This is a genomic window from Neisseria arctica (assembly GCF_022870905.1).
GTDB lineage: Bacteria > Pseudomonadota > Gammaproteobacteria > Burkholderiales > Neisseriaceae > Neisseria > Neisseria arctica.
In genome coordinates, this window is sequence record NZ_CP091510.1 from 150,745 (window position 1) to 176,276 (window position 25,532).

General features: G+C 47.0%; 22 protein-coding genes and 1 riboswitch. Of the genes, 9 read left to right on the plus strand and 13 right to left on the minus strand.

Annotated elements, in window-relative coordinates:
• Nucleotides 1–104: 104 nt before the first annotated feature.
• On the plus strand, nucleotides 105–482 hold the full coding sequence (locus LVJ86_RS00635; RefSeq protein ID WP_047760867.1) for a DUF488 domain-containing protein: 378 nt from the start codon (nucleotides 105–107) through the stop codon (nucleotides 480–482).
• A 103-nt stretch (nucleotides 483–585) separates the two neighbouring features.
• Here LVJ86_RS00635 and secB read toward each other — a convergent pair whose 3' ends face one another.
• The 3 genes from secB to dacB all read right to left on the minus strand — a co-directional run bounded on the left by secB (nucleotide 586) and on the right by dacB (nucleotide 2,879).
• Nucleotides 586–1,023 (minus strand): protein-export chaperone SecB, encoded by a 438-nt coding sequence (gene secB / locus LVJ86_RS00640; RefSeq protein ID WP_047760868.1) that lies wholly within the window; start codon nucleotides 1,021–1,023, stop codon nucleotides 586–588.
• A gap of 85 nt (nucleotides 1,024–1,108) precedes the next feature.
• Nucleotides 1,109–1,369, minus strand: coding sequence for a glutaredoxin 3 (gene grxC, locus LVJ86_RS00645; RefSeq protein ID WP_047760869.1), 261 nt, complete (start codon nucleotides 1,367–1,369; stop codon nucleotides 1,109–1,111).
• 121 nt (nucleotides 1,370–1,490) lie between these two features.
• Nucleotides 1,491–2,879 (minus strand): D-alanyl-D-alanine carboxypeptidase/D-alanyl-D-alanine endopeptidase, encoded by a 1,389-nt coding sequence (gene dacB, locus LVJ86_RS00650; protein WP_047760870.1) that lies wholly within the window; start codon nucleotides 2,877–2,879, stop codon nucleotides 1,491–1,493.
• A gap of 306 nt (nucleotides 2,880–3,185) precedes the next feature.
• Between dacB and rpmE the strand changes: the two genes are divergently transcribed.
• The 3 genes from rpmE to ubiG all read left to right on the plus strand — a co-directional run bounded on the left by rpmE (nucleotide 3,186) and on the right by ubiG (nucleotide 6,007).
• A complete protein-coding gene (gene rpmE, locus LVJ86_RS00655) occupies nucleotides 3,186–3,401 on the plus strand; it encodes a 50S ribosomal protein L31 (protein WP_047760871.1) in 216 nt (71 codons plus the stop codon).
• 101 nt (nucleotides 3,402–3,502) lie between these two features.
• On the plus strand, nucleotides 3,503–5,155 hold the full coding sequence (locus LVJ86_RS00660) for an ArnT family glycosyltransferase (protein WP_047760872.1): 1,653 nt from the start codon (nucleotides 3,503–3,505) through the stop codon (nucleotides 5,153–5,155).
• 129 nt (nucleotides 5,156–5,284) lie between these two features.
• On the plus strand, nucleotides 5,285–6,007 hold the full coding sequence (ubiG, locus tag LVJ86_RS00665; protein WP_047760873.1) for a bifunctional 2-polyprenyl-6-hydroxyphenol methylase/3-demethylubiquinol 3-O-methyltransferase UbiG: 723 nt from the start codon (nucleotides 5,285–5,287) through the stop codon (nucleotides 6,005–6,007).
• 211 nt (nucleotides 6,008–6,218) lie between these two features.
• On the opposite strand, the gene LVJ86_RS00670 is transcribed toward ubiG, so the two are convergent.
• The 4 genes from LVJ86_RS00670 to thiC all read right to left on the minus strand — a co-directional run bounded on the left by LVJ86_RS00670 (nucleotide 6,219) and on the right by thiC (nucleotide 11,445).
• Nucleotides 6,219–7,715, minus strand: a complete 1,497-nt coding sequence (locus tag LVJ86_RS00670) for a tripartite tricarboxylate transporter permease (RefSeq protein ID WP_047760875.1) — start codon at nucleotides 7,713–7,715, stop codon at nucleotides 6,219–6,221.
• A 15-nt stretch (nucleotides 7,716–7,730) separates the two neighbouring features.
• Nucleotides 7,731–8,168 carry a tripartite tricarboxylate transporter TctB family protein gene (locus LVJ86_RS00675; protein ID WP_047760876.1) on the minus strand — a complete coding sequence of 146 codons (438 nt, stop codon included), beginning with the start codon at nucleotides 8,166–8,168 and terminating at the stop codon, nucleotides 7,731–7,733.
• Nucleotides 8,169–8,258: 90 nt separating this feature from the next.
• Complete coding sequence (locus tag LVJ86_RS00680) at nucleotides 8,259–9,257, minus strand: Bug family tripartite tricarboxylate transporter substrate binding protein (RefSeq protein WP_047760877.1); 999 nt, start codon at nucleotides 9,255–9,257, stop codon at nucleotides 8,259–8,261.
• 319 nt (nucleotides 9,258–9,576) lie between these two features.
• Nucleotides 9,577–11,445 carry a phosphomethylpyrimidine synthase ThiC gene (gene thiC / locus LVJ86_RS00685; RefSeq protein WP_047760878.1) on the minus strand — a complete coding sequence of 623 codons (1,869 nt, stop codon included), beginning with the start codon at nucleotides 11,443–11,445 and terminating at the stop codon, nucleotides 9,577–9,579.
• Nucleotides 11,446–11,546: 101 nt separating this feature from the next.
• Nucleotides 11,547–11,641: riboswitch (TPP riboswitch) on the minus strand.
• A gap of 351 nt (nucleotides 11,642–11,992) precedes the next feature.
• On the opposite strand from thiC, the gene LVJ86_RS00690 reads away from it, so the two are divergent.
• On the plus strand, nucleotides 11,993–12,646 hold the full coding sequence (locus LVJ86_RS00690) for an IS1595 family transposase (RefSeq protein ID WP_244702571.1): 654 nt from the start codon (nucleotides 11,993–11,995) through the stop codon (nucleotides 12,644–12,646).
• A 114-nt stretch (nucleotides 12,647–12,760) separates the two neighbouring features.
• Here the strand turns inward: LVJ86_RS00690 and LVJ86_RS00695 are convergent, their stop codons facing one another.
• From LVJ86_RS00695 to def, 6 genes are read right to left on the minus strand one after another with little or no spacing between them, the layout of a single operon-like run.
• Nucleotides 12,761–14,050: a sigma-54-dependent transcriptional regulator gene (locus tag LVJ86_RS00695; RefSeq protein ID WP_047761911.1), complete on the minus strand. Its 1,290-nt coding sequence runs from the start codon at nucleotides 14,048–14,050 to the stop codon at nucleotides 12,761–12,763.
• Entirely contained in the window at nucleotides 14,037–16,163 is a 2,127-nt protein-coding gene (locus LVJ86_RS00700; RefSeq protein WP_047761912.1) for a sensor histidine kinase, read from the minus strand. Before LVJ86_RS00700 ends, LVJ86_RS00695 begins: the two co-directional genes overlap by 14 nt.
• Nucleotides 16,164–16,167: 4 nt before the next feature.
• A complete protein-coding gene (locus tag LVJ86_RS00705) occupies nucleotides 16,168–16,761 on the minus strand; it encodes a DUF4390 domain-containing protein (protein WP_047761913.1) in 594 nt (197 codons plus the stop codon).
• Complete coding sequence (gene rsmB / locus LVJ86_RS00710) at nucleotides 16,727–17,986, minus strand: 16S rRNA (cytosine(967)-C(5))-methyltransferase RsmB (protein WP_047761914.1); 1,260 nt, start codon at nucleotides 17,984–17,986, stop codon at nucleotides 16,727–16,729. The genes LVJ86_RS00705 and rsmB overlap by 35 nt, the downstream gene beginning before the upstream one ends.
• The gene (gene fmt, locus LVJ86_RS00715) at nucleotides 17,983–18,906 is read right to left on the minus strand and encodes a methionyl-tRNA formyltransferase (RefSeq protein WP_047761915.1); all 924 of its coding nucleotides are present in this window, start codon (nucleotides 18,904–18,906) and stop codon (nucleotides 17,983–17,985) included. Before fmt ends, rsmB begins: the two co-directional genes overlap by 4 nt.
• A 26-nt stretch (nucleotides 18,907–18,932) precedes the next feature.
• Nucleotides 18,933–19,436, minus strand: coding sequence for a peptide deformylase (def, locus tag LVJ86_RS00720; RefSeq protein ID WP_047761916.1), 504 nt, complete (start codon nucleotides 19,434–19,436; stop codon nucleotides 18,933–18,935).
• A 195-nt stretch (nucleotides 19,437–19,631) separates the two neighbouring features.
• On the opposite strand from def, the gene LVJ86_RS00725 reads away from it, so the two are divergent.
• The 4 genes from LVJ86_RS00725 to topA all read left to right on the plus strand — a co-directional run bounded on the left by LVJ86_RS00725 (nucleotide 19,632) and on the right by topA (nucleotide 25,386).
• Entirely contained in the window at nucleotides 19,632–20,909 is a 1,278-nt protein-coding gene (locus tag LVJ86_RS00725) for a LysM peptidoglycan-binding domain-containing protein (RefSeq protein WP_047761917.1), read from the plus strand.
• 282 nt (nucleotides 20,910–21,191) lie between these two features.
• Nucleotides 21,192–22,376: a DNA-processing protein DprA gene (dprA, locus tag LVJ86_RS00730; RefSeq protein ID WP_047761918.1), complete on the plus strand. Its 1,185-nt coding sequence runs from the start codon at nucleotides 21,192–21,194 to the stop codon at nucleotides 22,374–22,376.
• A gap of 18 nt (nucleotides 22,377–22,394) precedes the next feature.
• Nucleotides 22,395–22,850, plus strand: coding sequence for a Smg family protein (locus LVJ86_RS00735; protein ID WP_047761922.1), 456 nt, complete (start codon nucleotides 22,395–22,397; stop codon nucleotides 22,848–22,850).
• Nucleotides 22,851–23,076: 226 nt separating this feature from the next.
• Entirely contained in the window at nucleotides 23,077–25,386 is a 2,310-nt protein-coding gene (gene topA / locus LVJ86_RS00740; protein WP_047761919.1) for a type I DNA topoisomerase, read from the plus strand.
• Nucleotides 25,387–25,532 lie beyond the last annotated feature (146 nt).

Genomic DNA, 25,532 nt, shown 5'->3' on the forward strand with positions numbered 1-25,532 from the left:
ATTTTAGTATTGTTTAAGGCCATCTGAAATTTTCAGACGGCCTTTTTCTATTGGGGCTGATATAAAATTATCATGTTCCGATTTCTTTTTGAAGGCGTCTTGCTATGTTTACCGTACAGCGTATTTATGATTTTGGTGACTACCCGGCTGGTGTGTGTGCGGTTTTTGTCGACCGCCTATATCCACGTGGTATTACTAAAGAAAGGATGGCGGGCGTGGTGTGGCTAAAAGATGTTGCGCCGTCTACCCAGCTGCGTAAGTGGTATCATGAAAAGCCGGAGGCGCACTATGCCGAATTCCGTGTGAAATATTTGGCGGAATTGGAGAGTAAGGAAGCCCGGCAAGCTATTCAGGAATTGAATGGACTATCGTCGATATATCCTGAAGTTCGTTTGCTCAGTGCCGTGAAGGAGCTGCGGCATTCGCACCTTACGGTATTACTGGAATATTTAGGAGAACCGTTTCAAACGGCTTCTTCGTGAGAGATTTTCTGAAAATATTTAGATATTTGTGGATATGCATAAATTGTTAAAGCCGTCTGAAAATTTTCAGACGGCTTTATTTCTTAAACTACACAGCTAGGATTTATGCATTACCTGCTTGTTCGGTTTGCTGGTACATAGCCTCGAAATTAATCGGAGCGAGTAACACCGGTGGGAAACCTGCACGGGTTACAGTGCTGGATACGGCTTCGCGGGCATAAGGGAACAGAATGTTCGGACAGGCAACCGCTAACAGTAATTTCACGTCTTCTTCAGGAATGTTGGCTAAACGGAAAATGCCGCTTTGGGTTACTTCGTTCAAGAACATAACACGTTCATCGGCCAATTTGGCGGTTACGGTTACGGTTACGTCTACATTGTAAAATTCATCTTCCAGCTTGGCACTTTCTGTGGTAACGCGCATATCTACTTCAGGTTCGCCGTTTTCCAAGAAAATACGCGGTGCGTGCGGTACTTCCAAGGACATGTCTTTTACGTATAGTTTTTCGATACTGAATACGGGTTGCAGTTCTTCGCTCATGAGGACTCTTTCTATCAAGGTTGTTAGGCTGCCGTATCAGCAGCGCAATGGAAATAAAAATTATCTGAAAAATACCTTGGTAAGGTTATTTTCCTGCCAGCAGATCTTGTAGTTCGCCTTTTTGATGCAGGTTATAAAGGTCGGTAAAGCCGCCAACGTGGGTATCGCCGATAAAAATCTGCGGTACGCTGCGTTGGCCGGTTATCTGCTGCATTTCGGCATATTTTTCAGGCGATTGGTCGACACGGATTTCTTCGATTTCGGTAATGCCTTGGGATTTTAAAAATTGTTTGGCCATGGTGCAATAAGGGCAGTATGGGCCGGTGTACATTTTAATCGCTTGCATAATCGAATACTCTTGGTGTGTCGGATTGTTATCGTTATACCTTTATATGAGGGTACGCGGCCAATTTGCAAGTGTACCGCGGAGCTTCTATGATTGCCGCTACCATAGCATAAATTTAAGATTACGGCATAACGGTAGTCTGGGCGGTTTGTAGCCATGTCGAAAGTAGGCTGTCCATTTCGCTTGGATAATTACCGGCCTGCTCGCTATTTACAATCAATACAATAGCCAGTGGATGTTCGCCTGAAGTTTGCGGTAAGCGGTAGCCGGCTAATGCCCGTACGTTTTTCAGGGTGCCGGTTTTGAGATGCAGCGATTGCGTTGCATTTTTAAAGCGGTTTTTCAAAGTCCCGTCGTATCCTCCTATTGGCAGGCTGTCTATAAATATTTTCTGAAAAGAGCTGTGGTAAGCCTGTGCAAGAATTTCTCCCATCATTCTGGCGCTGACGCGTTCGCGCCGAGATAAGCCAGAACCGTTTTCGAGTACCAGTGCTTCATCGTCGATATTGGCTTGTGCCAGCTGACGTCGGACTTCGGCTCGGGCATCTGCAACAGTATCACCCTGTTTCGAATGAAGATTGCCGAGTGTCAGAAAAATACTGCGGGCAATGATATTGTTGGAATTTTTATTCATGTCGGACAGTACGTCTGATAGCGGTTTGGAGTGGTTTACGGCCAAAGTTGTCGCATGCTTTGGAGTGATTCCGATGCGGAAGCTGCTGTTAATGGTTCCCCCGTTGGCACGCCATTGGTTGATAAAGCTGCGGGCGGCAAAATCGGTGCTATCGAGCATATTGACAAACATTTCCTGCCCTAAACAGGGTTCGGGAATGCGGCCTTCGGCAACCAGTGTGCCGTTTTGATATCGGGCATTGAGGTAACTTTTTAGAGAAGGGCAGCCTGCGGCAGAAGGGTAAAGGCCGATATTGTATTGTTGCGGTACTTCCGGGAGCGGAGGGTTCAAGGTAACGGTGGTGATGCCTTGCTCGTTGCGTTCAGGTTTGAGCCATACTACTTTGTAGGCCAGCATGTGCGGATCCGGCGGTGTGGCGAAAGTCTCGGCACTGTCAGCGTCGAAATCCTCCGCACTGCCGTTATTGCTCCAGATTTGGCGATCAAGCACCAATTGGCCCCTGATGTGTCGAATGCCGCGGGCGGCAAGCTGGCTCTGCACATCCAGTAAATCATTTTGATCCAAAACCGGGTTGCCGCTTCCTACCCAATATAAATCACCTTCGAGTATATGATTTTTCACCGGTGCATCACTTTTCCATTCGGTTTGCCAGCTGTAATCGCTTCCCAAGCTACGCAAAGCGGTAAATGTAGTGACTAGTTTCATTACGGAGGCCGGGTTTACGGCGGTATCGGCACGGTGCGATACCAATGCTTTGCCGGTCTGTAAATCCTGTATATACACGGAGACTTCTTCGGGAGGGATTTTGCCGAAATCAAATGCCCAAAGGTAAGGGCTGCAAAACAATACAATCAGTAAAAGGATACGGTGGTACATTTCAGACGGCCTTGAATGGACAAAGGGAGCTTTTTGCCCTTTAACAATGATAAGCGTAAACACTCCGGCTTTTTTTGCCAACGCTTTGCGACAAACGGTATGAATTTTTTGTAAAGGACGGCAGATCGTTTGCTATTTTAAAACGGCTATAGAAATGGTGTTGTGGCAGAACTGCCGGATTGCATACCGACTATCGTGCTTATATCTATGTAAACCTTGCCAATATTTGAAAATTTTGATACATTAGGCCGCTTGACTCTGAAGCATAGGCAAAATCCCTATGCCCGCTAAATCGAAAGGAAAATCATGAAACAAGGCATTCATCCGGATTACCACGATGTAAACGTAACTTGCTCTTGCGGCAACAAATTCGTTACCAAATCGGCTATGGCTAAAGAAAACTTCTCTATTGAGGTTTGCTCTGAATGCCATCCGTTCTACACCGGCCAACAAAAAATCGTTGACAGTACCGGTCGCGTGGACAAATTCAATCAAAAATTCGGCAATATGTTCAAACGTTAATCCGAACATTTTGCTTATTAAAAAAGGCTGCCACGGCAGCCTTTTTTATTTGTCTTGTCGTTAAACTTCGGAGCCGTCGTAAAATTTGATAAACTAGCCGTATGTTGACTTATACCCCGCCTGAATCTCGCGCCTCCCTCAAACCCCGTGAACAACCGTGGTTGTTGCTGTTGTTGGCTTTTGCCTGGTTGTGGCCCGGTGTGTTTTCTCATGATTTGTGGAATCCTGCCGAACCTGAAACATTTACTGCCTTGGCACAGTATATGCAGGGTGGCAATGCTTGGTTGCCGCAAGTATTCGATAAACCTGATTTCGGTATTCCTCCACCTTATTTATGGGTTGCGGGTGCATTTCATGCCTTGCTGTCGCCGCATATTGCCGATGCGTATTCCGCTAGCCGCTTCGCCAGTACGTTTTTTACGGCACTCGGGCTGGCCTGTTGCGGCATGGCGGGTTTCCGCTTTTTAGGGAAACACCAGGGGCGTAGTGTCGTTTTGATTCTGATTGGCTGTGTCGGCCTGATTACACCTGCCCATTTTCTTAATCCTTATTCGGTGGTTTTTGCGGCTTTGGGGATGTGCTTATATGGTTTTGCATTGGTACGAACCAAAGTGATTATGGCTTCATTGCTGTTGGGTGGGGGATGTGCTTTGTTGTCTGTTGCGGCAGGTTGGTTGTTACCGTTGGCAATGATCATCATGGCGTTTGCTTTAACGCTAAATCCGCAATGGCGTAATAAGCGGTACTATATTACGTTGATTGGATCTTTGTGCTTTGCATTGCCATTGATGCTGGTATATCCGTTTGCACTCTATAAAAGTAATCCGGCAGACTATCAATTATGGTTGGACCGATATGCTTTCGGATCATTTGGCGGTATACAAACATTCAGTTTGGGATTTTCTCTGCCTTATTATCTGAAAAACCTCCTTTGGTTTGCTTTTCCGGCATGGCCGCTGGCATTATGGACTTTCAGCCGTATAAAACTGCATGCTCACCAATGGGGTGTGCTGGTGTTGGTATGGTTGGGTATATTCGGGTTGCTGCTGGCGTTGGATCCGAGCCGGTTCCAAGGCTATCTGCTTTGGCTGCTGCCGCCTTTGGCTTTGGCCGGCGCGGCATGCTTGGATAATCTGCGACGCGGTGCGGCGGCATTTTTAAACTGGTTTGGCATTATGGCATTCGGTTTGCTGGCCCTTTTCTTGTGGATCGGTTTTTTTGCCATGAATTTCGGCTGGCCGGCCAAGCTTGCCGAGAGGTCACTGTATTTCAGCCCGTATTACACGCCTGATATCAATATTATGCCCATGGTCGTGGCGGTATCGTTTTCATTTGTGTGGATCTGGGCGATTACCCGCAAACATATCCGAGGCCGCCAAGCCGTAACCAATTGGGCGGCGGGGGTAACTCTGGTATGGGCACTTTTGATGACATTGTTTCTACCGTGGCTGGATGCCGCAAAAAGCCATGCGCCTGTGGTGGCTTTGATGGAGGCGGCTATGCCGTCTGAAAAACGGCAGGCCGTTTATTCAGGCAAAGAATGTATCAGTGTGGCTTCAAAAGCGGTTACTGCCCGCATCGCTTGGATGCAGTATAGTAAGTTGGCGTTGCAGACTGATAATGCCGACTGCCGCTACCGCCTCACCCAGCAGCCCTTGAATACCGTAGCCCCCGAGGGTTGGCATATGTTGTGGCAGGGTGCGCGGCCGCGTAATAAGCAAGAAGCGTTCGGGTTATTGGAAAAGAATCTTTGATTGGGCATTTTCTTCTACGGTGCGTATAGCAATCGGCCTATTTTTATAAAACTGCAGCCAAGGTCTTTTATCTTTCAGACGGCTTGGAAATAGATAAAATTATCTTGGCAAGATTATCGGAAAATTCGTATGAGCTCAGATACCCAAACACCAAATAATGTTGATAGCGGTGAGATCGACAAATTCAGCCAGTTGGCTCACAAATGGTGGGATGAAACCGGTGAATTTAAGCCTTTGCATGAGATTAATCCGCTACGCTTGGGTTATATAGACGAACACGGCCGCTTGGCGGGCAAAACCGTATTGGATGTGGGTTGCGGCGGCGGTATTTTGACCGAAAGCATGGCTAAATCGGGGGCGGCACATGTTACCGGTATCGATATGGCGGAAAAGTCGCTGAAAATTGCCAAATTACATGCGCTTGACCAGCAAGTCGACAATATCGCTTACCGCTGTGTGCGGGTAGAGGATTTGGCTGCAGAAGCACCGCATAGTTTTGATGTCGTGACCTGTATGGAAATGATGGAGCATGTTCCTGATCCGGCGGCCATCGTTGCTGCTTGCGCCCGCTTGGTGAAGCCGGACGGGGTAGTATTTTTTTCGACCATCAACCGTAATCCGAAGTCTTACGTGCATGCCATTGTCGGCGCGGAATATGTATTAGGTTTGGTACCGCGCGGCACGCATGATTGGCAGAAATTTATTACACCTGCGGAATTGGCACGTATGTGCCGTCAAGCAGGATTGGATATTATCGGCAGCAAAGGTTTGGGCTACAATTTGCTGACCAAAACCTATCATCTTACCGACAATACGGATGTGAACTACATGGTTGTTTGCAAACCTGCTTAAAATCTGTTCGTATTGATAAGTTGGCAGTATTGATATTGGGTAGAACTGGCAGCTATACAGGCCGTCTGAAAATTTTCAGACGGCCTGTATTTATTTTGTATCTATTAAGTTTTAAAGAGTATTTTGCTACACACCATTTTCCCCGGCGGCATAGTTTTATGTATGAAAAAAGCCGTCTGAAAAGTCAGGCGGCTTTTTTTACCTAGCTTTTTTATGCTGTTTTGTTGCGGTGGCGTATCCAACGATACAGTGGCAGCAATACCATAAGCAGAGACAAAGCCCATAATACTTGGGTAATCGGACCGTAGAACAAGATACCGATATCGCCTTGTGAAATTGACAAAGCCCGGCGCAGGCTGGATTCCATCAGTTCGCCCAATACGTAACCCAGAATCAGTGCAGAAAGCGGGAAATTAAGCTTGCGCAGCACATAACCGAGAATACCCAATCCAACCATCAGAATCAGGTCGAAGGTTGTGCTGTGGATAGCATATACCCCTACGAAGCTTACTGCGGCAATCGCCGGAATCAGAATATAGTTGGGCACATTCAACATACGGGCGAATAGGCCTACCAACGGGATATTTAGCAGCAGCAAAATAATATTGCCGACAAACAAAGAAGCAATCAAACCCCAAACGATATCGGGCTGTTCGCTGAAAAGTTGGGGGCCGGGGGTGATGTTATACAGTGTTAGCGCGCCCATCATAACTGCCGTAGTACCGGAGCCGGGTACACCCAATGTCAGCATCGGAATGAACGAACCGCAGGCCGAAGCATTGTTGGCGGCTTCAGGAGCAGCAATGCCGCGCAAGTCCCCTTCGCCGAACTTACCGTTTTTGCCGGCCAGTTTTTTCTCGTTGGTATAAGTCATCGCGCTGGCAATAGTCGCTCCCGCTCCCGGCAGAATACCGACTATGAAGCCGACAATACCGCTTCGAATCATCGCGCCGAAACTGAAGGCAAACTCTTTAAAGTTAAACAGGGAGCGCTTGCCTTGGCTGAGGATTTTTTGTCCGGTTGCAGTATGTTCTAGCATAATCAGGATTTCGCTGATGCTGAAAAAGCCGATCACGATGGTTGTAAACTGAATGCCGTCTGAAAGATTCACCGAATCAAAAGTAAAACGGTACACCCCTGTTACCGCATCTACACCGATAACGGCAAGGAAAAGGCCGATAAGGGCGGCTACGGCGGTTTTTACAGGTTGGTCTCCGACCAAACCGCTCAAGCAGGTAATGGCAAATACCATCAATACGAAATATTCGGCAGGCCCGAAAGCGATTGCCCAGTTGGCCAGCAGCGGGGCAAATAACACCACGCCTACGGTTGCAATGGTGCTGCCGGTAAAGGAGCTGACGGCTGATAACGACAGGGCGATACCAGCCTTACCTTGTTTGGCCAGCGGATAGCCGTCGAGTGTCGACATAATGGCGGCGGCATCCCCCGGTACATTGATTAGAATGGCCGAAATACGGCCCCCGTATTCACAGCCGAGATAAACCGCAGCCAAAAGAATCAATGCAGACTCGGGCGGCAGACCGAATGCATAGGCAAACGGCAGTAAAATAGCCACGCCGTTAATCGGCCCTAAGCCGGGTAGCATGCCGACAATTGTGCCGAGAAAAGCACCGATTAGTGCCAGCATCAGATTTTGCGGTTGCAGGGCGACCTCAAAACCGGACATCAGATAAGTCAGAATATCCATAAATCGTCCCTCCTTTTACATGCCAAAACCAGCAGGCAAAACAACATCGAGCAGGTTGTTGAATAAGAAAAACAAGCCGATACCCATTGCGACTCCGGAAACGATACAGGGTAGAGTTCTGCCGCCAAACAGTTTGCCTACCGCAAAAGCCATAAGCGCTGTAGCCAGCGGAAAGCCCAGCAATTCGAAAAAGACGGCATAAAGCAACATGGCCGCCAGACACAGTATCAGTTTGGTTATCAAGTTCGGCGTGTGGCTCTGATCGATTTTTTCCTGTTTGGGGCGCACGGCCAAAAACAGGGAACAGGCAGCCAGTAACGATAAAATCAATACGGGATAAGGACGCGGGCCGAGAGGATCATAAGCGATAGGTGCGGTATAACCCCATGCCAGCCATAAGAAAAACAGCGAAGCTACCAAGAGCAATGCTGCAAAAATACGTTCGGCTCTCATAAATTACGCTCCGAAAAGGTCGGTAATACAGGATATACGGCCGGTAATATCTTGATTACCGGCCGTATGCCGTCTGAAAACTAACCGCGATTATTTGGTTTCCAATTCAAATTCTTTTGAAAGCGCGCGCATTTGTTCGGTAGTTTTCACTACGTATTGGGTGAGTTCGTCGCCTGTCATAGAGAAGGGCAGCAGGTCGCGTTGGGCGCGTAATTGCTCAAATGCCGGATCTTTCAGCATGGCATCAAAGTGGGTTTTCCACCATTGGAACGATTCTTCACTAACTTTCGGACCCATGTAATAACCGCGTATTACCGGCCATTCGACATCGTAGCCTTGCTCTTTGGCAGTCGGAATATCTTTAAGCTTGCCTTCCAAGCGCTCGGGTGCGAATACTGCCAACACACGCACTTTGCCGGATTCTATATGCGGACCCATCTCGGCAATACCGGCACTGACAACACTGATGTGGTTGCCCAATACGGCGGTAACGGCTTCACCACCGCCTTCTAATGCCACGTATGTCATGTCTTTGGGATTAACGCCGGCAGCTTTGGCAACCATGGCTGTTTGCAGCCAGTCTTGTCCGCCCACGCTACCGCCTGCGCCGAAGCTGATTTTTTTAGGATCAGCTTTGAGTGCCTCAACCAAGTCTTTCAGATTTTTAAGCGGAGAATCGGCGTTAACGGCCACCATGCCGTAATCGGTTCCCACGGCAGCCAGCCAACGTACATCTTTTTCCGTATATTGGCCGAATTTGCCTTGGGCGAGATTCAGTAACGAACCGGTAGAGAATGCGACAATCGCATCATTATTGGCAGGGTCATTGGCAACGATTTTGTTATAGGCCACCGCTCCCACGCCGCCCGGCATATAGGTTACCCGCATAGGTTTGTCGAGTTGTTTGGTTTCTTTGAGACCGCTTTGCGCCAACTTACAGGTTAAGTCAAAACCGCCACCCGGTTTGGCAGGGGCGATACATTCGGGCTTGGACGGTTCGCCATTTTGGGCTGCCTGCTTACTGCAACCTCCTAATGCGAATATGGCGGCTAAAACAGTTATTGTGAGTTTTGAAAGTTTGTTCGGCATCTCTTTATCTCCTGATAGTTTGGTATTGGAATGGACTATATTTAAATTAAATACAGATTTAGTATCTGACTTGGAATCAATAAAATTAAGCAAAGTTCAGTTTATTGTCAAGAAATTTAAGATTTTGTAAATTATGGCGGAGGTTGTGGGGAACAATTAACTGTTAAATGCTTATTTAAAAACTAAAAAGAATAGTTGATAGGCAAATATTAGAAAATAACCATAAATATTTATTCTATATAAATAAAAGTAAGGAAAAGGCCGTCTGAAAATTTCAGACGGCCTTTTTTAATATTTATTTAATATATTATCGTATGTGTTAACGGTAAAGCGCGGAGCCGTTTTGTATGAACTCTACTGATTTTTCCTGCATCCCTTTTTGTGCCTCGGCATAATCGCGCACCTCCTGTGTGATTTTCATCGAACAGAATTTAGGGCCGCACATTGAGCAGAAGTGGGCGGTTTTTGCACCTTCGGCCGGCAATGTGGCGTCATGGAAGCTTTCGGCGCGTTCAGGATCGAGACTTAAGCGGAATTGATCGCGCCAGCGGAATTCGAAACGTGCTTTTGATAGGGCATTATCGCGCAGTTGCGCACCGGGCCAGCCTTTGGCCAAGTCGGCAGCGTGGGCAGCCAGTTTGTAAGTAATGATACCGGTGCGGACGTCTTCTTTATCGGGCAGTCCCAAATGTTCTTTAGGGGTGACGTAGCACAGCATGGCAGTGCCGTACCAGCCGATATTGGCTGCGCCGATGCCCGAAGTAATATGGTCGTAGCCGGGAGCAATGTCGGTAACTAATGGGCCGAGGGTGTAAAAGGGTGCTTCGAAGCAGTGTTGCAATTCTTCGGTCATGTTTTGTTTGACACGTTGTAATGGCACATGCCCGGGGCCTTCAATCATGACCTGGACATCATGTTGCCACGCTTTGGCAGTGAGTTCGCCCAGTGTGCGCAGCTCGCCGAATTGTGCTTCGTCGTTGGAATCAGCCACGCAGCCCGGACGCAGGCCGTCGCCGAGGCTGAACGACACGTCGTAAGCCTTCATGATTTCGCAAATTTCATCAAAATGCGTATAGAGGAAGTTCTCTTGATGGTGTGCCAAACACCATTTGGCCATAATCGAACCGCCGCGCGAAACGATACCGGTGAGACGGTTGGCAGTGAGCGGTACATAGCGCAGTAAAACACCGGCATGGATGGTGAAGTAGTCCACACCTTGCTCGGCTTGTTCGATTAAAGTGTCGCGGAACAATTCCCAGGTCAAATCTTCGGCTATACCGCCGGTTTTTTCTAATGCCTGATAAATCGGTACGGTACCAATGGGTACGGGTGAGTTACGGATAATCCATTCCCGGGTTTCGTGAATGTGCGCGCCCGTGGATAAATCCATGATGGTATCGGCACCCCAGCGTAATGCCCAAACCATTTTTTCCACTTCTTCGGTGAGAGAGGAGGTGACGGCGGAATTGCCCAAGTTGCCGTTGATTTTGACGCGGAAATTACGCCCGATAATCATTGGTTCCAATTCGGGGTGGTTGATATTGGCGGGGATAATCGCACGGCCTGCGGCTACTTCGGCGCGTACGAATTCGGGAGTGATTTGATCGGGGTGTTGCGGCAGATTGGCACCGAATGCCTCGCCTGCGTGTTGTTTGGTGATTTTGGCATAACGAGGGTCACGCCAGATTTGTTCGAGTTTGGATTGTTCGCGTAGGGCAACGAATTCCATTTCAGGCGTGATGATGCCGCGGCGGGCGTAGTGCATTTGAGTAACGTTATGTCCGGCTTTTGCGCGTAAAGGGCGGGTGATTTGGTTGAAGCGCAAATGGGCGGTTTTGGGATCGTGGGCGCGTTCTTGTCCGTATTCGCTGGAAAGCCCTGATAATTGCTCGGTATCACTGCGTTCCGTAATCCATGCACTGCGGATCTGCGGTAAGCCGTGCTTTAGATTGATGGCGGCAGAGGGATCACCGTAAAGTCCGCTGGTGTCGTAAACGGGGATAGGCGGATTGGTTTCGCGGCCGCGTTCGGTTACGGTGTCGTCTTGGCGGATTTCGCGTAGCGGCACTCGGATGTCGTTACGGCTTCCTTGCAAATAAATACGATCGGAATTGGGATAGGCAAAGCGGATCCCCAAATCTTGGCTCAGATTGTCTAATTGTTGTGATTCTGTGGGCTTGGCAGACATAAAAAACTCCTGTTTCTCTTTTGGATAAATAGAAACAGGAGCGTTGCAGATGTTTTCAGACGGCATAGAGAAAATGTATCAAAAGGCCGTCTGAAAAGAGTGGCAATTACGCTGAAACTTCCCACGCAAGTATTATCTTGTTCGGGTAATAAGGGTAACTCTCAGCCGCCCTCAGGCAGCACCCCTGTTTCGAGTGTTTTGATTAAAACACAGATTACAGGTAGTGGCAATAATTGAAGGTTTGCTTGAAATATCAGTAAAAACAATATTCGGTATTTAGGTTTTTATTGAAATAAAGTTTTTTAGTGGGTGTATTTAAATATGGTTGAAAACAGGGCTTTTGGGGGGCGTCAGAAAAGATTTTCAGAGGGTAAGCGGAAATTATCTCACTTGAAAAATATAGGAACCACACAGCCGATTTGTTGTTGCACGGTTTTGATTTATTTATATAATTTTTGACGGATACCCTGATGATATTTGCGATGGCTCAAGTTGGGTAATATTTTTGGGGGCTGTATTAGATTGGCAGTTATGTTACCCTTTAAAAATGAAGATAACACACTGTAAACTATCTAAAAAAGTACAAAAAAAGTTGCTTGAATTTTTTGTACTTGAGGTAACCGCCCGTTCTGCTGCCAATTTATTGGATATTAACCCCAATTCAGCAGCTCTGTTTTACCGTAAAATTCGCCAAGTCATTGCCTATCATTTAGAGCTTCAAGCTGATGAAATCTTTGATGGTTCAATCGAGCTTGATGAGAGTTATTTTGGTGGACAACGAAAAGGCAAACGCGGTCGCGGAGCGGCTGGGAAAGTAGCGGTATTTGGTATTTTGAAACGTCAAGGCAAGGTTTATACTGTTGTCGTTAAAAATACCAAACAAGATACTTTACTACCTGTTATTAAACGAAAAATAATGCCTGATAGCATTGTTTATACGGACTATTACAAAAGCTATGATGTGCTAGATGTGAGTGAATTTACGCATCACAGAATCAATCATTCAGAGCTTTTTGTCGACCGTCAAAACCATATCAACGGTATTGAAAACTTCTGGAATCAGGCAAAGCGCGTTCTACGAAAGTACAATGGAATTGACCGAAAATCTTTCCCTTTATTCTTGAAAGAATGCGAATTTCGTTTTAACTTTGGTACACCAAAAGAGCAACTTAAAATCTTGCGAATTTGGTGTGATATTTAAGGCTAATCTAATACAGCCCCTATTTTTGAAAGACATGCTTTGGTATTTAAAAACAAAAGGCCGTCTGAAGATTCTGGCGGCCTTTAATCTCTACTCTTTAATCTCTACAAAAAGTTATTCATCGCTTGCTTTGTCTTGGCTACTGCGGCGTGAAAATTGAATGCCGAGTTGTTTGAGTTTGCGGTAGAGATGTGTGCGTTCCAACCCTACTTTTTGAGCAACGCGGCTCATATTTTGCCCTTCTTGGGCAATATGATATTCGAAATACCGACGTTCTAATTCTTCACGCAGCTCTCGTAAGGGCATATTGAAATTGAATCCGCCCACTAATTCGGAAGCGGGATTGGCAGTAGTAAATTGCCCTAAAATATTGTATACGGCGCTTTCCTCTACTTCATCACCGTTACAAGTAAGAGCAAGGTTTTTCACAACGGTGCGCAGCTGTTCCAAATTGCCGGGCCAGTCATACTGGCGCAGGATATTGAGAGCGGCCGTACTGAATTTTACCATCGGGATTTTTTGGGTTTCGGCTAATTCGGTCAATATTTGGTTGACGAGAAATACGATGTCGTCGGGTTGGCTGCGCAATGGAGGAATGCTGATATGTAGCGCTGAAAGTGTTTCTAGCAGCTTACCGTCATGGTTGGGGTTTTCAGCCAACTCTTCGGGGGAACGGCTGCTGGCGCAAATAATCCGTACATTGTGGCGGTCAGCTTTGCTCAACAGGAAATTAATACCTTGTTGTATGTTTTTACTGTATTGGGCGATGTCACCTAGATACAAAATGCCGCCGGCAGCTTTTTGCAGTATTTCCAAAGGAATGTCTACAATGTGCTCGATTTTGCCCGGTTCAACCCATGCTGTGCCGTTCTTATGGAAATAACGTGCCACCAGTTCGAAAGGCGAACCGGTTTCTCCGGTAAGGAAAATGGCACCGTTTTGTTTGATGACTTGTTCTAACGAACGGTTGAGTTCTTGGATCACGGGGCTGTTGCCCAGCTTGTCAAGAGATAAGCCGGAGGCAGCCTGCATTTCACCGTATTTCAGGGCACGGTCAACAGTAGAGAGCAATTTTTGCAGGGAGATGGGTTTTTCCAAGAAATCCAATGCGCCGATCTTGGTGGCTTCGACGGCCGTATCAATACTGGCATGGCCGCTCATCATTACGACAGGCATATTCAGCTGGCCGTTTTTCGCCCATTCTTTCAATAGGGTAATACCGTCGCAGTCGGGCATCCAAATATCCAGCAATACCATTGCCGGGCGGGTTTGGTGGCGCAGGTGGCGTGCTTCTTCGGCATTTTCTGCCAAGGTAACGGTATAACCTTCATCCTGCAGGATTTCTGAAAGGAGGTCTCGTATACCGATTTCGTCATCTACAATTAATATGTCACTGCTTCGCATAAGTTTCTTCTACCAGTTCGGGTAAGGCTATTTTTACACATGCGCCGCCTTCAGTAGGATTACTCAAACTGATACGGCCGCAATGCTCTTCAATGATTTTTTTTACCACGGGCAAACCCAAGCCGGTGCCGGTGGGTTTGTCTGTCACATAGGGTTCAAAAGCATGCAGCAACATTTCTTTGCTGAAATGTTGGCCATTGTTACAGACTGTTATGATAACTTGTTTGTTCTCTGACCAGGTTTGGATTCGGGTATGCGGATCATCACTGTCTTCGGCAGCTTCGGCGGCATTTTTGAAGATATTATGTAACACCTGTCTAATGGCGCCGGTGTCAGCAGAAACCCATAACGGTATATTACTCAAGTTGGCAGAGAATGTACAAGAGCTACCCTCATAGAGCAACAAAACTTCTTCGATAATTTGATTTAGATTGAGTTTTTCGGGTTTGAGTGCCGGTGCGCGCGCATAATTCCGAAAAGCTTCTACCATTTCTTTAAGTGCTGCGACTTGTTTGACTATGGTGTCGGTCGAACGTTTCAAAATGTTTGCATCATGCTCGTCTAGTTTGTTATGCAATTTCCATGCCAATCTTTCGGCCGCCAATTGTATCGGTGTGAGCGGATTTCGGATTTCATGGGCGAGACGTTTGGCAACTTCCCCCCATGCCGCATCTTTTTGCGCACGCACGAGTGCGGTAATGTCATCAAATACCATTACAATTCCGTTGTCATTATTGTCCGGTAGTGTGGTGGCTTTGGCTAACAGGATACGGGTGCTGTCAGGGGCTGTATAGGTAAGCTCTACCGTTTCGCCTGAAGCGGTGGTACCGATGATGGTAGAGAATGTTTCTGCCAAAATTGCCTGCTGGGGTGACTGTTGGGGCCAATCGTGCCAATTGCTGCCCAAAAGATGTGCTAACGAAATACCTAAAATGTTTTCAGCACTTTTATTGTAGGTTTTCAGACGGCCTGAGTCGTCTGTAGTGATAACGCCTGTAGTCAGGCTTTCCAATACGCATTCCAAATAATGCCGGATTGCTTCTTGCTGGATGCGGTTACGTTCGCTGGCGGCTTGTGCGATGGTAAGCTGTTCTGTCATATGGTTGAACAGATGGGTCAGACGCCCCAGTTCGTCGTTGCGGAAAATAGGTCTTTTTTGACTGAAGTCACCTTGTGCTACGGCACGCGCCCCTTCGGCTAAGGAGATAATCGGTTCGACAAAGCGTCGGGCAAAATACAGAGCCCATACCAAGGCCAGCATAATCGCCAAGAGCGTGGCCATCAGCAAGGTAGCCAGAAAAAATGTTTGCAAGCCGCGTTTGGCATAGCTTAATTCGGCATATTTGGCGCGGGCGGCTTCAATAAGCATGGCATCTTTGGCCACATTAGCCGGAATAGGTTGGCGGAAAAACAATACTGATTGTTTGCCTACGCCGGGCAAAGGTAACCAGCCCTGGGCATAAAGTATATTATTGATGGTTTCGATGCTTCTTACCGAACCGGCTTGTTCAAGTAGGTTTAATAATGTGTCGTCTGTTACAGGAGCAGGTAAGCTTTGAGGGTTGATTTCGGTAGTGATACGCTTGGCAGTAGTATCGTAAATTACAAGTTGGCTGAACTCTCCCTCTTTGGCACTATCGCTTAGAATTTGCTTGAGGTTAGCGCCCAATGGTGCGCTGCTGATCAGGTTCACCTGAACCGCTGCAGCTTTGCGGACATTGTTGTCAAGAGCCAGGTTGAGGGCGGATTTACTCAGATTGAGACTTCGCTCGAGAGCCTCCTGTGTATCGTTGCCAAACCAAGAATCGATACTGTTGGAAATAAATTGGGCAGATACGCCGAATAGGAACAAGCCCGGTAGTACAGCTACTAATGTAAACATGCCGGCCAGCCGGCGGGCGATTTTAGAGCCTAAAATGCCATGTTGGTTGTCACGTAGCAGAAGCCAAACATAGCGTATCAAGATGCCCAATAAAAAAATGGTCAGCAGGGCACTGATTGTGATGATCCACCAGAAATAATCGGCTAATCTGCTGTTGTTTCCCGTAGCCAGGGTCAGGGTGTATAACAAGATAACGGCTAGTAAGCCGGCAATCAGCAGAAAGCGGCGCATCGGTTTATTCCTGTGTGATACTCAATGCTTTCCAACCTGAATCAAGTTGCCAGCTTCTTGAAGTTAGGGCATTGATTTGGAAGGGTTTGGGGAGTTGCGAGGTACTCAGGCTCAGTCGGATGTCGGCGCGCGCATCTTGAGCGGATACGCCTTGGAGACTGCCTTTGCCCATAACTTGCCAGTTGGCAATCGCACCGATACCGCGTAAGGCTGTGTCTAATGAATTGTATTCTGTGGAGAAGGTTCCGACACTTACTCGGTAGCGGTTGGTTAGGGGGTGATATGAGAGTTTGTATTGCACGCTGTTGTCGCTGCTTACCAATTGGCCAAGGCGGAAGCGATAGGCGGGAATAGTGGGTGCGGTCAGCTGATAGGTAAGGGTGAAGGTAAGTGGTACGCCTTGGGTTAATGCCTGTTTGAGCTGATCGGGTAATTCGGTGTTAAAGCGGCTGCTGATGGAAAGCTGGCCGCTGCCCGTAAGTTTGGCTTGTGCGCGGGTAACGGTAATCCCTTCCGCTGCCGCCTGAAAAGAGACGGCCAGCAGAATAATCTGAAGCAGGAGCCTACTGTTTCTGGATAAGCGCGTAATAAAAGCCATCTTGGTGGTGGTTAGGTAAGTACACATGCGTTTCGATACATTTCGCATCGGCATGACGGTTTAAAAAATTTTGTAATTGACGGCTATTTTCTTCTTCAAAAATAGAACAGGTTGCTAATAACATTCTGCCGTTTTTTGTCAGGGTTTGCCATAGGGCGTCTAATAATGTTTCTTGCTGGCGCGCAGTTTTTCCTGCATCTCCGGGGCGGCGGAGCCATTTTATATCCGGATTGCGACGGGCGACTCCCGAGGCAGTGCAGGGAACATCAGCCAATATGGCATCAAATTTTTCACCATCATACCATGTGTCCAGGTTTTGTGCGTCGGCACAGATAAGTTTGGCATTTTTAAAGCCTAAACGCTCAAGATTGCTTTCTACCCGGGATAACCGTACGGAATCTATGTCGAGAGCCGTGATATTGCAGTCCGCCAATTCGAGCAGGTGGCCGGTTTTGCCTCCGGGTGCAGCACAGGCATCAAGAATACGTTCACCGTTTTTCGGGTTGAGCAGGTGGGCTGCTTTTTGCGCACCGAAATCCTGAACGGATACGAGGCCGTCTGAAAAACCGGGAATGCGTCCGACTGGTAGTGCTTCGGCCAGTTTGACGGCATATTCATCCAATACTTTGGCTTGGATGCCTGCTTCGGCAAGTTTTTCAGTATATGCTTCGGCATTACTGTGGCGACGGTTAACGCGTAAGGTCATCGGCGGGTGTGCTTGCAGGGCGGTGGTGATATTGTGCCAATGCTTTGGGTAATGTTGTTGTAGATAGGCAATCCACCAAGCGGGCAGGTTGTGTTTGGCGACATCGTCTTTTTTGCATGTCGCAGCCAGCTTTTCGCGCTCGCGTAAAAAGCGCCGCAAGATGGCATTGGCAAATGAGCGGAATTGTCCTTTGCCGATTTTGGCAATACTTTCCACGGCTTCATTAACGACGGCATGAGGCGCATTACGGGTATAGTGCAGTTGGTACATGGCGGCCAAAAGCAGGCTTTCGAGCGGCTGGTGGGTAATGGGTTTGTTGAGCATTTGCGCCAACATGAAACGCAGGCTGCCCGCATACCTCTGTACGCCGTAGGCAATATCTTGTAAAGCGCCGCTTTCCTGTGCGCTTAGATCGGGGTGGGCGGCACGTATTTCGGATAAGGTGTCTTGCAGGTTACGTCCTTCGGCAACAGCAGTGATGCTTTGTGCCGCCAGTTGCTGGGCCAGTGCCATACTCATAATTGTGTGCCTTTTTCAATCGTACGCCCTGCTGCAAAGGCGGAAATGTTCATGCGTTTACTACCCGCAGGCTGCAATTCTGTAATTTTCAGTGAGTTTTCACCGCAGGCAATAATCAGGCCGTCTGAATTAAATGCTAAAACTTCACCGGCTTTTCCGTTTTGTGCGGCGACTTCGGCTTGCCAAATTTTCAGTGGTTTGCCTTGGTAATCAATCCAGGCGACAGGAACGGGATTAAATGCACGGATTTTACGTGCGATGGTTTCGGCCGGCTCATGCCAATTGATTTTAGCATCTTCTTTGCTTAACTTTTGAGCATAGGTAATGCCTTGTTCGGCTTGCGGAATGCTTTTCAGGCGGCCTTCTTTCTGTAATTGTTGTAAATCAGCAACGATTGCATGAGCACCAATTTGCGCTAATGCATCATGTACTTCTGTTGCGGTGTCGGTATCGCCGATGGTGTAACGGTGTTCGCTAATCACGGCGCCTGTATCTAATCCGACATCCATCTGCATGATACAGACGCCGGTTTCTGTATCTCCTGCTTCGATAGCGCGTTGGATAGGTGCGGCACCGCGCCAACGGGGCAGTAGCGAGGCATGGATGTTCAGGCAGCCGTGCGGGGGAATATTTAAGACGGCTTCGGGCAAGATAAGGCCGTAGGCGGCAACAACCATTATGTCGGCATTTTGCTCTCGTAGCAGATTTTGCGCTTCTTCGTTACGTAAGGAGGCAGGCTGGGCAACCTTAAGCCCAAGTTCGAGGGCGGCTTGTTTGACAGGGCTGGCCTGTAGTTGCATGCCGCGGCCTTTAGGACGGTCGGGCTGGGTAAGAACCAGAGGAATTTCAAAACCTGCGGCAGCAATGGCCTTCAGGGCGTGGGCAGCGAAGTCGGGTGTACCTGCGAATATTACTTTCATATTTGGAGGGCCGTCTGAAAAATCGGTTAGAGATCGTGTTTGGCACGTTTTTTTAATTTGGTTTTGATACGGTTTTGTTTGAGGTTGGAAAGGTACTCGACAAATACCCGTCCCATCAGGTGGTCGAGTTCATGCTGGATGCAGATGGCGAGCAACCCGTCGGCTTCGAGAGTGAATTTTTCACCATTTTCATTGAGTGCCTCAACGGTTACGCGTTCGGCGCGAGTTACGATGTCGTAAATGCCGGGGACTGAAAGACAGCCTTCTTCATAAGTGGTTTCGCCGTCTTTGTGGGTAATGACGGGGTTGATAAATACGCGCGGTTCGCTGTGGTCTTCGGTTAAATCCATGACAACTACGCGTTCGTGTACATCGACTTGGGTAGCGGCTAAACCTATGCCATGAGAGGCATACATGGTTTCAAACATATCAGCAACCAAAGTTTTGATGCGGTCGTCGATTTCAGTTACCGGTTTGGCTACGGTATGCAAGCGTTCGTCGGGGTATTTTAAGATATTTAATAAAGCCATAATATTCTCATTTAAGGTGTTGCGTGCGTGGCAATTGTCGGGTTTTAAAGGCCGTCTGAAAATACTTTAAGTTATGATGACAAGTATTTTCAGTGTTAGAATACGATATTCCCGCCGAAATTTCTCAGCAGCTCGGATTCGGCGTAATTTTGTAATTTTAATGATGACAGTTTGATTGTTTTCAAGGGGAACGTCATGCAGAAACGTATTATAACCTTGCTTTGTGCTGTTGGCTTGGCAATTTCCATGCCTGTGTCGGCCGCCGAACTAAAAATCCGCCCTGATGCTCCGACCCGCTATACGGTAAAACCGGGTGATACTTTGTGGGGAATCTCGGGGCGTTATCTTTATACGCCGTGGCAATGGAACAAGCTTTGGGGTGCTAACCGCAGTGAAATCCGCAACCCTCATCGGATTTATCCTGGTCAAGTATTGGTATTGCAATATGTAAACGGTCAGCCGCGCCTAGGCTTTGACAGCGCATCTTATTCCGATGGTATTCCAACTGTAAAACTAACACCGCGTGTTCGCGAGATGTCGGCGGGTTACGGCATCCAAACGGTTAATGTTAATTTATACCGTATTTTTATGCAGCATCCGCAAGTGATTCCGCAAATGCAAACCCAAGATGCGCCGCGTTTGATTGAAGGTCCGGATAACCGTATGCTCTATAGCAGGGGAGACCGTGTCTATGCTTACGGGGTGAAAGAGCCGGGCCGTTATTTGGTATACCGCGCACGTAAAGATATTTTGGATCCGGAAACACAAAAATATCTTGGGCAGGAGGTGGTATTTAGCGGTATTGTCAGCACCCTGCCTTATACGAACAGCGCTTTGGAAACCCGTAGCGAAAAAGATACGGCCTATCTTTCTGAAAACGAATACTATACCCGAGTACATCCTTTAGTGAAGGTACCAACCCAAACTGCGCAACCGATGGTGGTGGAAGAGGCGGTATCTGAAATACGCAAAGGTGATTTTCTATTGAAAATGACTGACGAAGGCGATAGTTTCCAAATGATGCCGCATGCCCCCGAGCAGCCGGTTGATGCGCGTGTGGTGTCTATTTTTGACGGTATCGGCGAAGCGGGGCAGTTCCAAACGATCACGCTCAATCGCGGTGAGGCCGACGGTTTGGATAAGGGAACGGTTTTGAGTCTTTATAAGCGTGGCCGTCAAGTGAAATTGGATTTGGAAGAAAACGCCAAAGGGCGCCGAAGCGTTGCAAAATATGTGTCGATTCCCGCTGAAGAGGTTGGTTTGGCGATGGTATACCGAACCGGCGAAAACTTGGCCTCCGCTATTATTTTAGAAACCAAAACCAACATCAGTATTGGTGATGTGGTGGCCGAGCCGGGTCGGGATTTGGACAATATGTTACAAGATGGCCGTCATGTGAAAAACGAGCCGCAAGAATCACATAGTTACGAATACAACCAATACAATATTAAAAGCAATATTCGTTCGGATTAATTAGTTTGTAATACGAAAGGCCGTCTGAAATTCAGACGGCCTTTTTTATTTACATTCACTACGCATATTTAAAGTATAATATAACTTTAGTTATATATGACAAATAAATAAAAATCCATGTACTATTTCATAATAGTTATTTGATTTTTTTAAATATAATTTAAATTATTGGTTGTTGGTAGATATAGGGGAATATTATCGAACCTTGGCGGATATATTTATTCTGAATGAACCAGCAATTTTTGATAATTAAATGTTAAAAAATAATACTTGGGGAAAAGTATGGATCTTATGGAACGGGAATCGTGGGTAAGATTGGCGCTCACTCCTTACATAGGAGCGGAGCGCTTTTTGGCTTTACTTAAGCGTTTTGGAAGTGCTTCTGCTGCTTTGTCCGCACCATTGGTCCAAGTGCGCGATATTTTGAATCATAGGTTGGCCGAGCAAGCATGGGATGATGCGCAGGGGAAAGCACAAAGGGCGGCAGAAGCCGCTTTAAAGTGGGAAGATCAGGATGGATGCCGTTTAATGCTGCTATGCGACGAAGATTACCCGTCAATTTTGACTGAAGGGATTACTCCTCCTCCTTTACTTTTCTTGCGGGGAAACCAGGATTATTTGCATTGTTCTGCGGTAGCCATTGTCGGCAGCCGCCATGCGACACCTCAGGCCATAAGGATTGCGCGTGATTTTGCCGAAGAATTGAGCGGTTGCGGTGTTGTTGTGGTATCAGGTATGGCAGCGGGGATTGATACTGCCGCGCATCAGGGGGCACTTAAACGGAGCGGCGGTACGATAGCCATATGGGGCACAGGTATGGATTTCATCTATCCGCGTAGTAATCAGGCTTTGGCTTATCAAATAGCCGAGCAGGGATTAATTATCAGTGAGTTTCCGCTAGGTACACGTTCTCTTGCCGGGAATTTCCCGCGTCGTAATCGTATTATCGCCGCTTTGGCACAGGCAACATTGGTTGTGGAGGCGGCTCCCGAATCAGGTTCGTTGATCACCGCACGTTTGGCGGCAGAAATGGGGAGGGAGGTAATGGCCGTTCCAGGTTCAATTGATAATCCCCGCAGCAAAGGTTGTCATAAGCTGATTAAAGAGGGTGCTAAATTAGTAGAGTGTTTAGATGATATTGTGCAAGAGTGCCCCCGGCTGTTGCAAAAACAGCTGATGTCATCATATTCTATATATAAGCAAAGCTACAGCGAAACAGAATCGGCTGTGCAGCAACCATCTAGTGTATCGACACCTAGTCCTGCATCAATTAATGTAGAAATGAATTCTAAGGCTGATGCACTATTGGATGCTATGGGTTATGATGCAGTCCATCCCGATAGTTTGGCACTGGCAACAAGCTTGCCGGCAGATGAGATTTATGCACGCCTGCTTGAGTTGGAATTAGAAGGTGTGATCGCATCTATGCCGGGTGGGCGTTACCAACGTATAAAGAGAAATCATTAAGGAAATATAATGGCAGAAATGGCTGAGGTCATCGCCTTTTTAATTGAACAGTATCAGGATTTTGAGGCTTGCCCGCCTCCTGATGACTTAGGGCGGATTTTAGAAGATGTGGGTTTTGATGAAGCACAAATCCATAATGCCCTGATGTTATTAGGCGTGTTGTCCGATAGTGAAGGATCTACGGTTCATGCATATCGTTCTGATGCCTTACGTATCTATACTGCGGAAGAGGCGGATGTGTTACCCTCGGACGTGATGGGCTTGCTACATTTCTTGCAAGCCGAAGGTGCGGTAAATGGGGAGCAGCGTGAGTTTGTAATTCATGCTCTTTTGCATATGCCGCCGGAAGAAATTACGGTGGATATGGCTAAGGTGTTAACCTTGCTGGTGTTGTGGGCGCATAAATCAGAACTTCCGGTATTGATTGGTGATGAATTGATGATGGCACTGCACGGTAAAGCCGTGATGCATTAAATTTAGGTCAGGCGTCGCCTAAATACAGATAATTTCAGACGGTCTAGGTATATAAAAAGGCCGTCTGAAACCAAATTGGGTACAAGCAAAATCAAGTATTTAAAGTGCATTGGCGAAAATACCGCTGCTGCGATTGATTTGATTATATTAAAGATGTGAGTTGCGCTGCTTGATATTTCCTTCTAAAGATAAAGCAACTCCGAACGAAGAAACCTGAGAACAGAGAATGGCTAAAAAATTATTGATTGTCGAATCACCTTCAAAAGCCAAAACATTGAAAAAATATTTAGGCAGTGATTTTGAAATCCTTGCCTCTTATGGTCATGTGAGAGATTTGGTGCCGAAAAACGGGGCCGTTGATCCTGACAATGATTTTGCAATGAAATATCAATTGGTGGCTCGAAACAGTAAGCATGTCGATGCTATTGTGGCTGCGGCTAAAGAGGCCGAAAGCTTGTATCTCGCAACCGACCCGGATAGGGAAGGTGAGGCTATCTCTTGGCATTTGCAGGAAATTCTAAAAAGCAAGCGCGGTTTGAAAAATATCAAACCGCAGCGAGTAGTGTTTCATGAAATCACCAAAAATGCCGTTTTGGATGCGATTGCGAATCCTCGTGAATTAGAGGTTAACTTAGTCGATGCCCAACAGGCACGACGTGCGTTGGATTATTTGGTTGGTTTTAATCTTTCTCCGCTGTTGTGGAAAAAAATCCGTCGAGGCCTTTCTGCTGGGCGTGTGCAAAGCCCAGCCTTGCGTTTGATTTGTGAGCGCGAAAACGAAATTAAAGCATTTGAAGAGCAAGAGTATTGGAGTATTCACTTAGATAGTCATAAAGGCCGCGGTAAGTTTACGGCTAAATTGGCACAATATAAAGGCGAAAAAGTTGAGCAGTTTACATTTGTCGATGAGGCTGCTCAGGCGGGAGTATTGAAAAATCTTGAGGGATTTGATGCCCAAGTTGTTGGCGTAGAAAAGAAAAAACGCAGTCGAAATCCTTCGGCCCCTTTTACTACCTCTACTATGCAACAAGACGCAGTCCGTAAGCTAGGTATGACAACCGACCGCACTATGCGTACCGCACAGCAATTGTATGAAGGTATAGATGTCGGGCAAGGGGCAATCGGTTTGATTACCTATATGCGTACCGATAGCGTAACGCTGTCTGATGAAGCGCTCACCGAAATCCGCCATTACATTGAAAATAAAATAGGTAAGGATTATCTTCCCAGTAGTGCCAAACAATATAAAACTAAGTCGAAAAATGCCCAAGAGGCACATGAGGCTATCCGTCCGACATCGGTATACCGTACCCCTGAAAGCGTAAAACCTTTTTTGAGTGCAGATCAATTCAAATTATATCAAATGATTTGGCAGCGCACTGTCGCTTGTCAGATGGCTCCGGCTAAGTTTGATCAAACTACAGTTGATATTGCTGTAGGTGAAGGTGTGTTCCGCGTAACCGGCCAAGTACAGACATTTGCAGGTTTTCTGAGCGTTTACGAAGAAGGTACTGATGAAGGTAATGAAGGTGAAGATGAGAAAAAGTTGCCTGAAATGAAAGAAGGCGACAAGTTGCCGGTTGACCGCCTTTATGGAGAGCAGCATTTCACCAGCCCGCCTCCGCGTTATAACGAAGCGACTTTGGTGAAAGCATTGGAAGAATTCGGTATTGGTCGCCCTTCTACTTATGCCAGTATTATTTCAACGTTAAAAGAACGTGAATATGTTACGCTCGATCAAAAACGTTTTATGCCTACGGATACTGGAGATATCGTCAACAAATTCTTAACCGAGCATTTCGCCCAGTACGTTGATTACCATTTTACCGCTAAGCTTGAAGACCAATTAGATGATATTGCTAACGGTAAACGCAAGTGGGTGCCGGTCATGAGCCAGTTTTGGAAAGGCTTCAGTAAACAAGTTGAAGAAAAAGAAGGTATCGAGCGAGCTAAATTTACAACCGAAGAGTTGGATGAGATCTGTCCTAAATGCGGCAACCACAAATTGCAAATCAAATTTGGGCGTATGGGGAGGTTTGTTGCCTGCGCGGGTTACCCCGAATGTAGTTATACCCGTAATGTTAATGAAAATGCGGAACAGGCGGCGGAACGTATAGCCAAAGAAGCTGAGGAGCAGGCCGAATTAGACGGACGTGAATGCCCGAAATGCGGAGGCGGTTTAGTATATAAATACAGTCGAACCGGCAGTAAATTTATCGGGTGTTCAAACTATCCGAAGTGTAAGCATATAGAACCTTTAGAGAAGCCTAAAGATACTGGTGTTGCTTGCCCGCAATGTCAAAAGGGCCACTTGGTTGAGCGGAAGTCGCGCTATGGCAAATTGTTTTATAGTTGTAGCACTTATCCTGATTGTAACTATGCAACATGGAATCCGCCGATTGCGGAGTCTTGTCCAAAGTGTAATTGGCCGGTGTTGACGATTAAGACAACGAAACGTTGGGGAGTTGAAAAGGTTTGCCCGCAGAAAGAGTGTGGTTGGAAAGAACAGATAGAAGCTCCTGAATCGAAAGAATAAATAACCACGTATTATAAGGCCGTCTGAAATTTCAGACGGCCTCGTTGTGAAAGCAGTATGCCAGTAAAAATTGGTAAGTAATTTTTCAATATGAAATATGAGGGGTTGATGAATGTGCTAAATAGTGCATCAAACTGTTTGGCAGG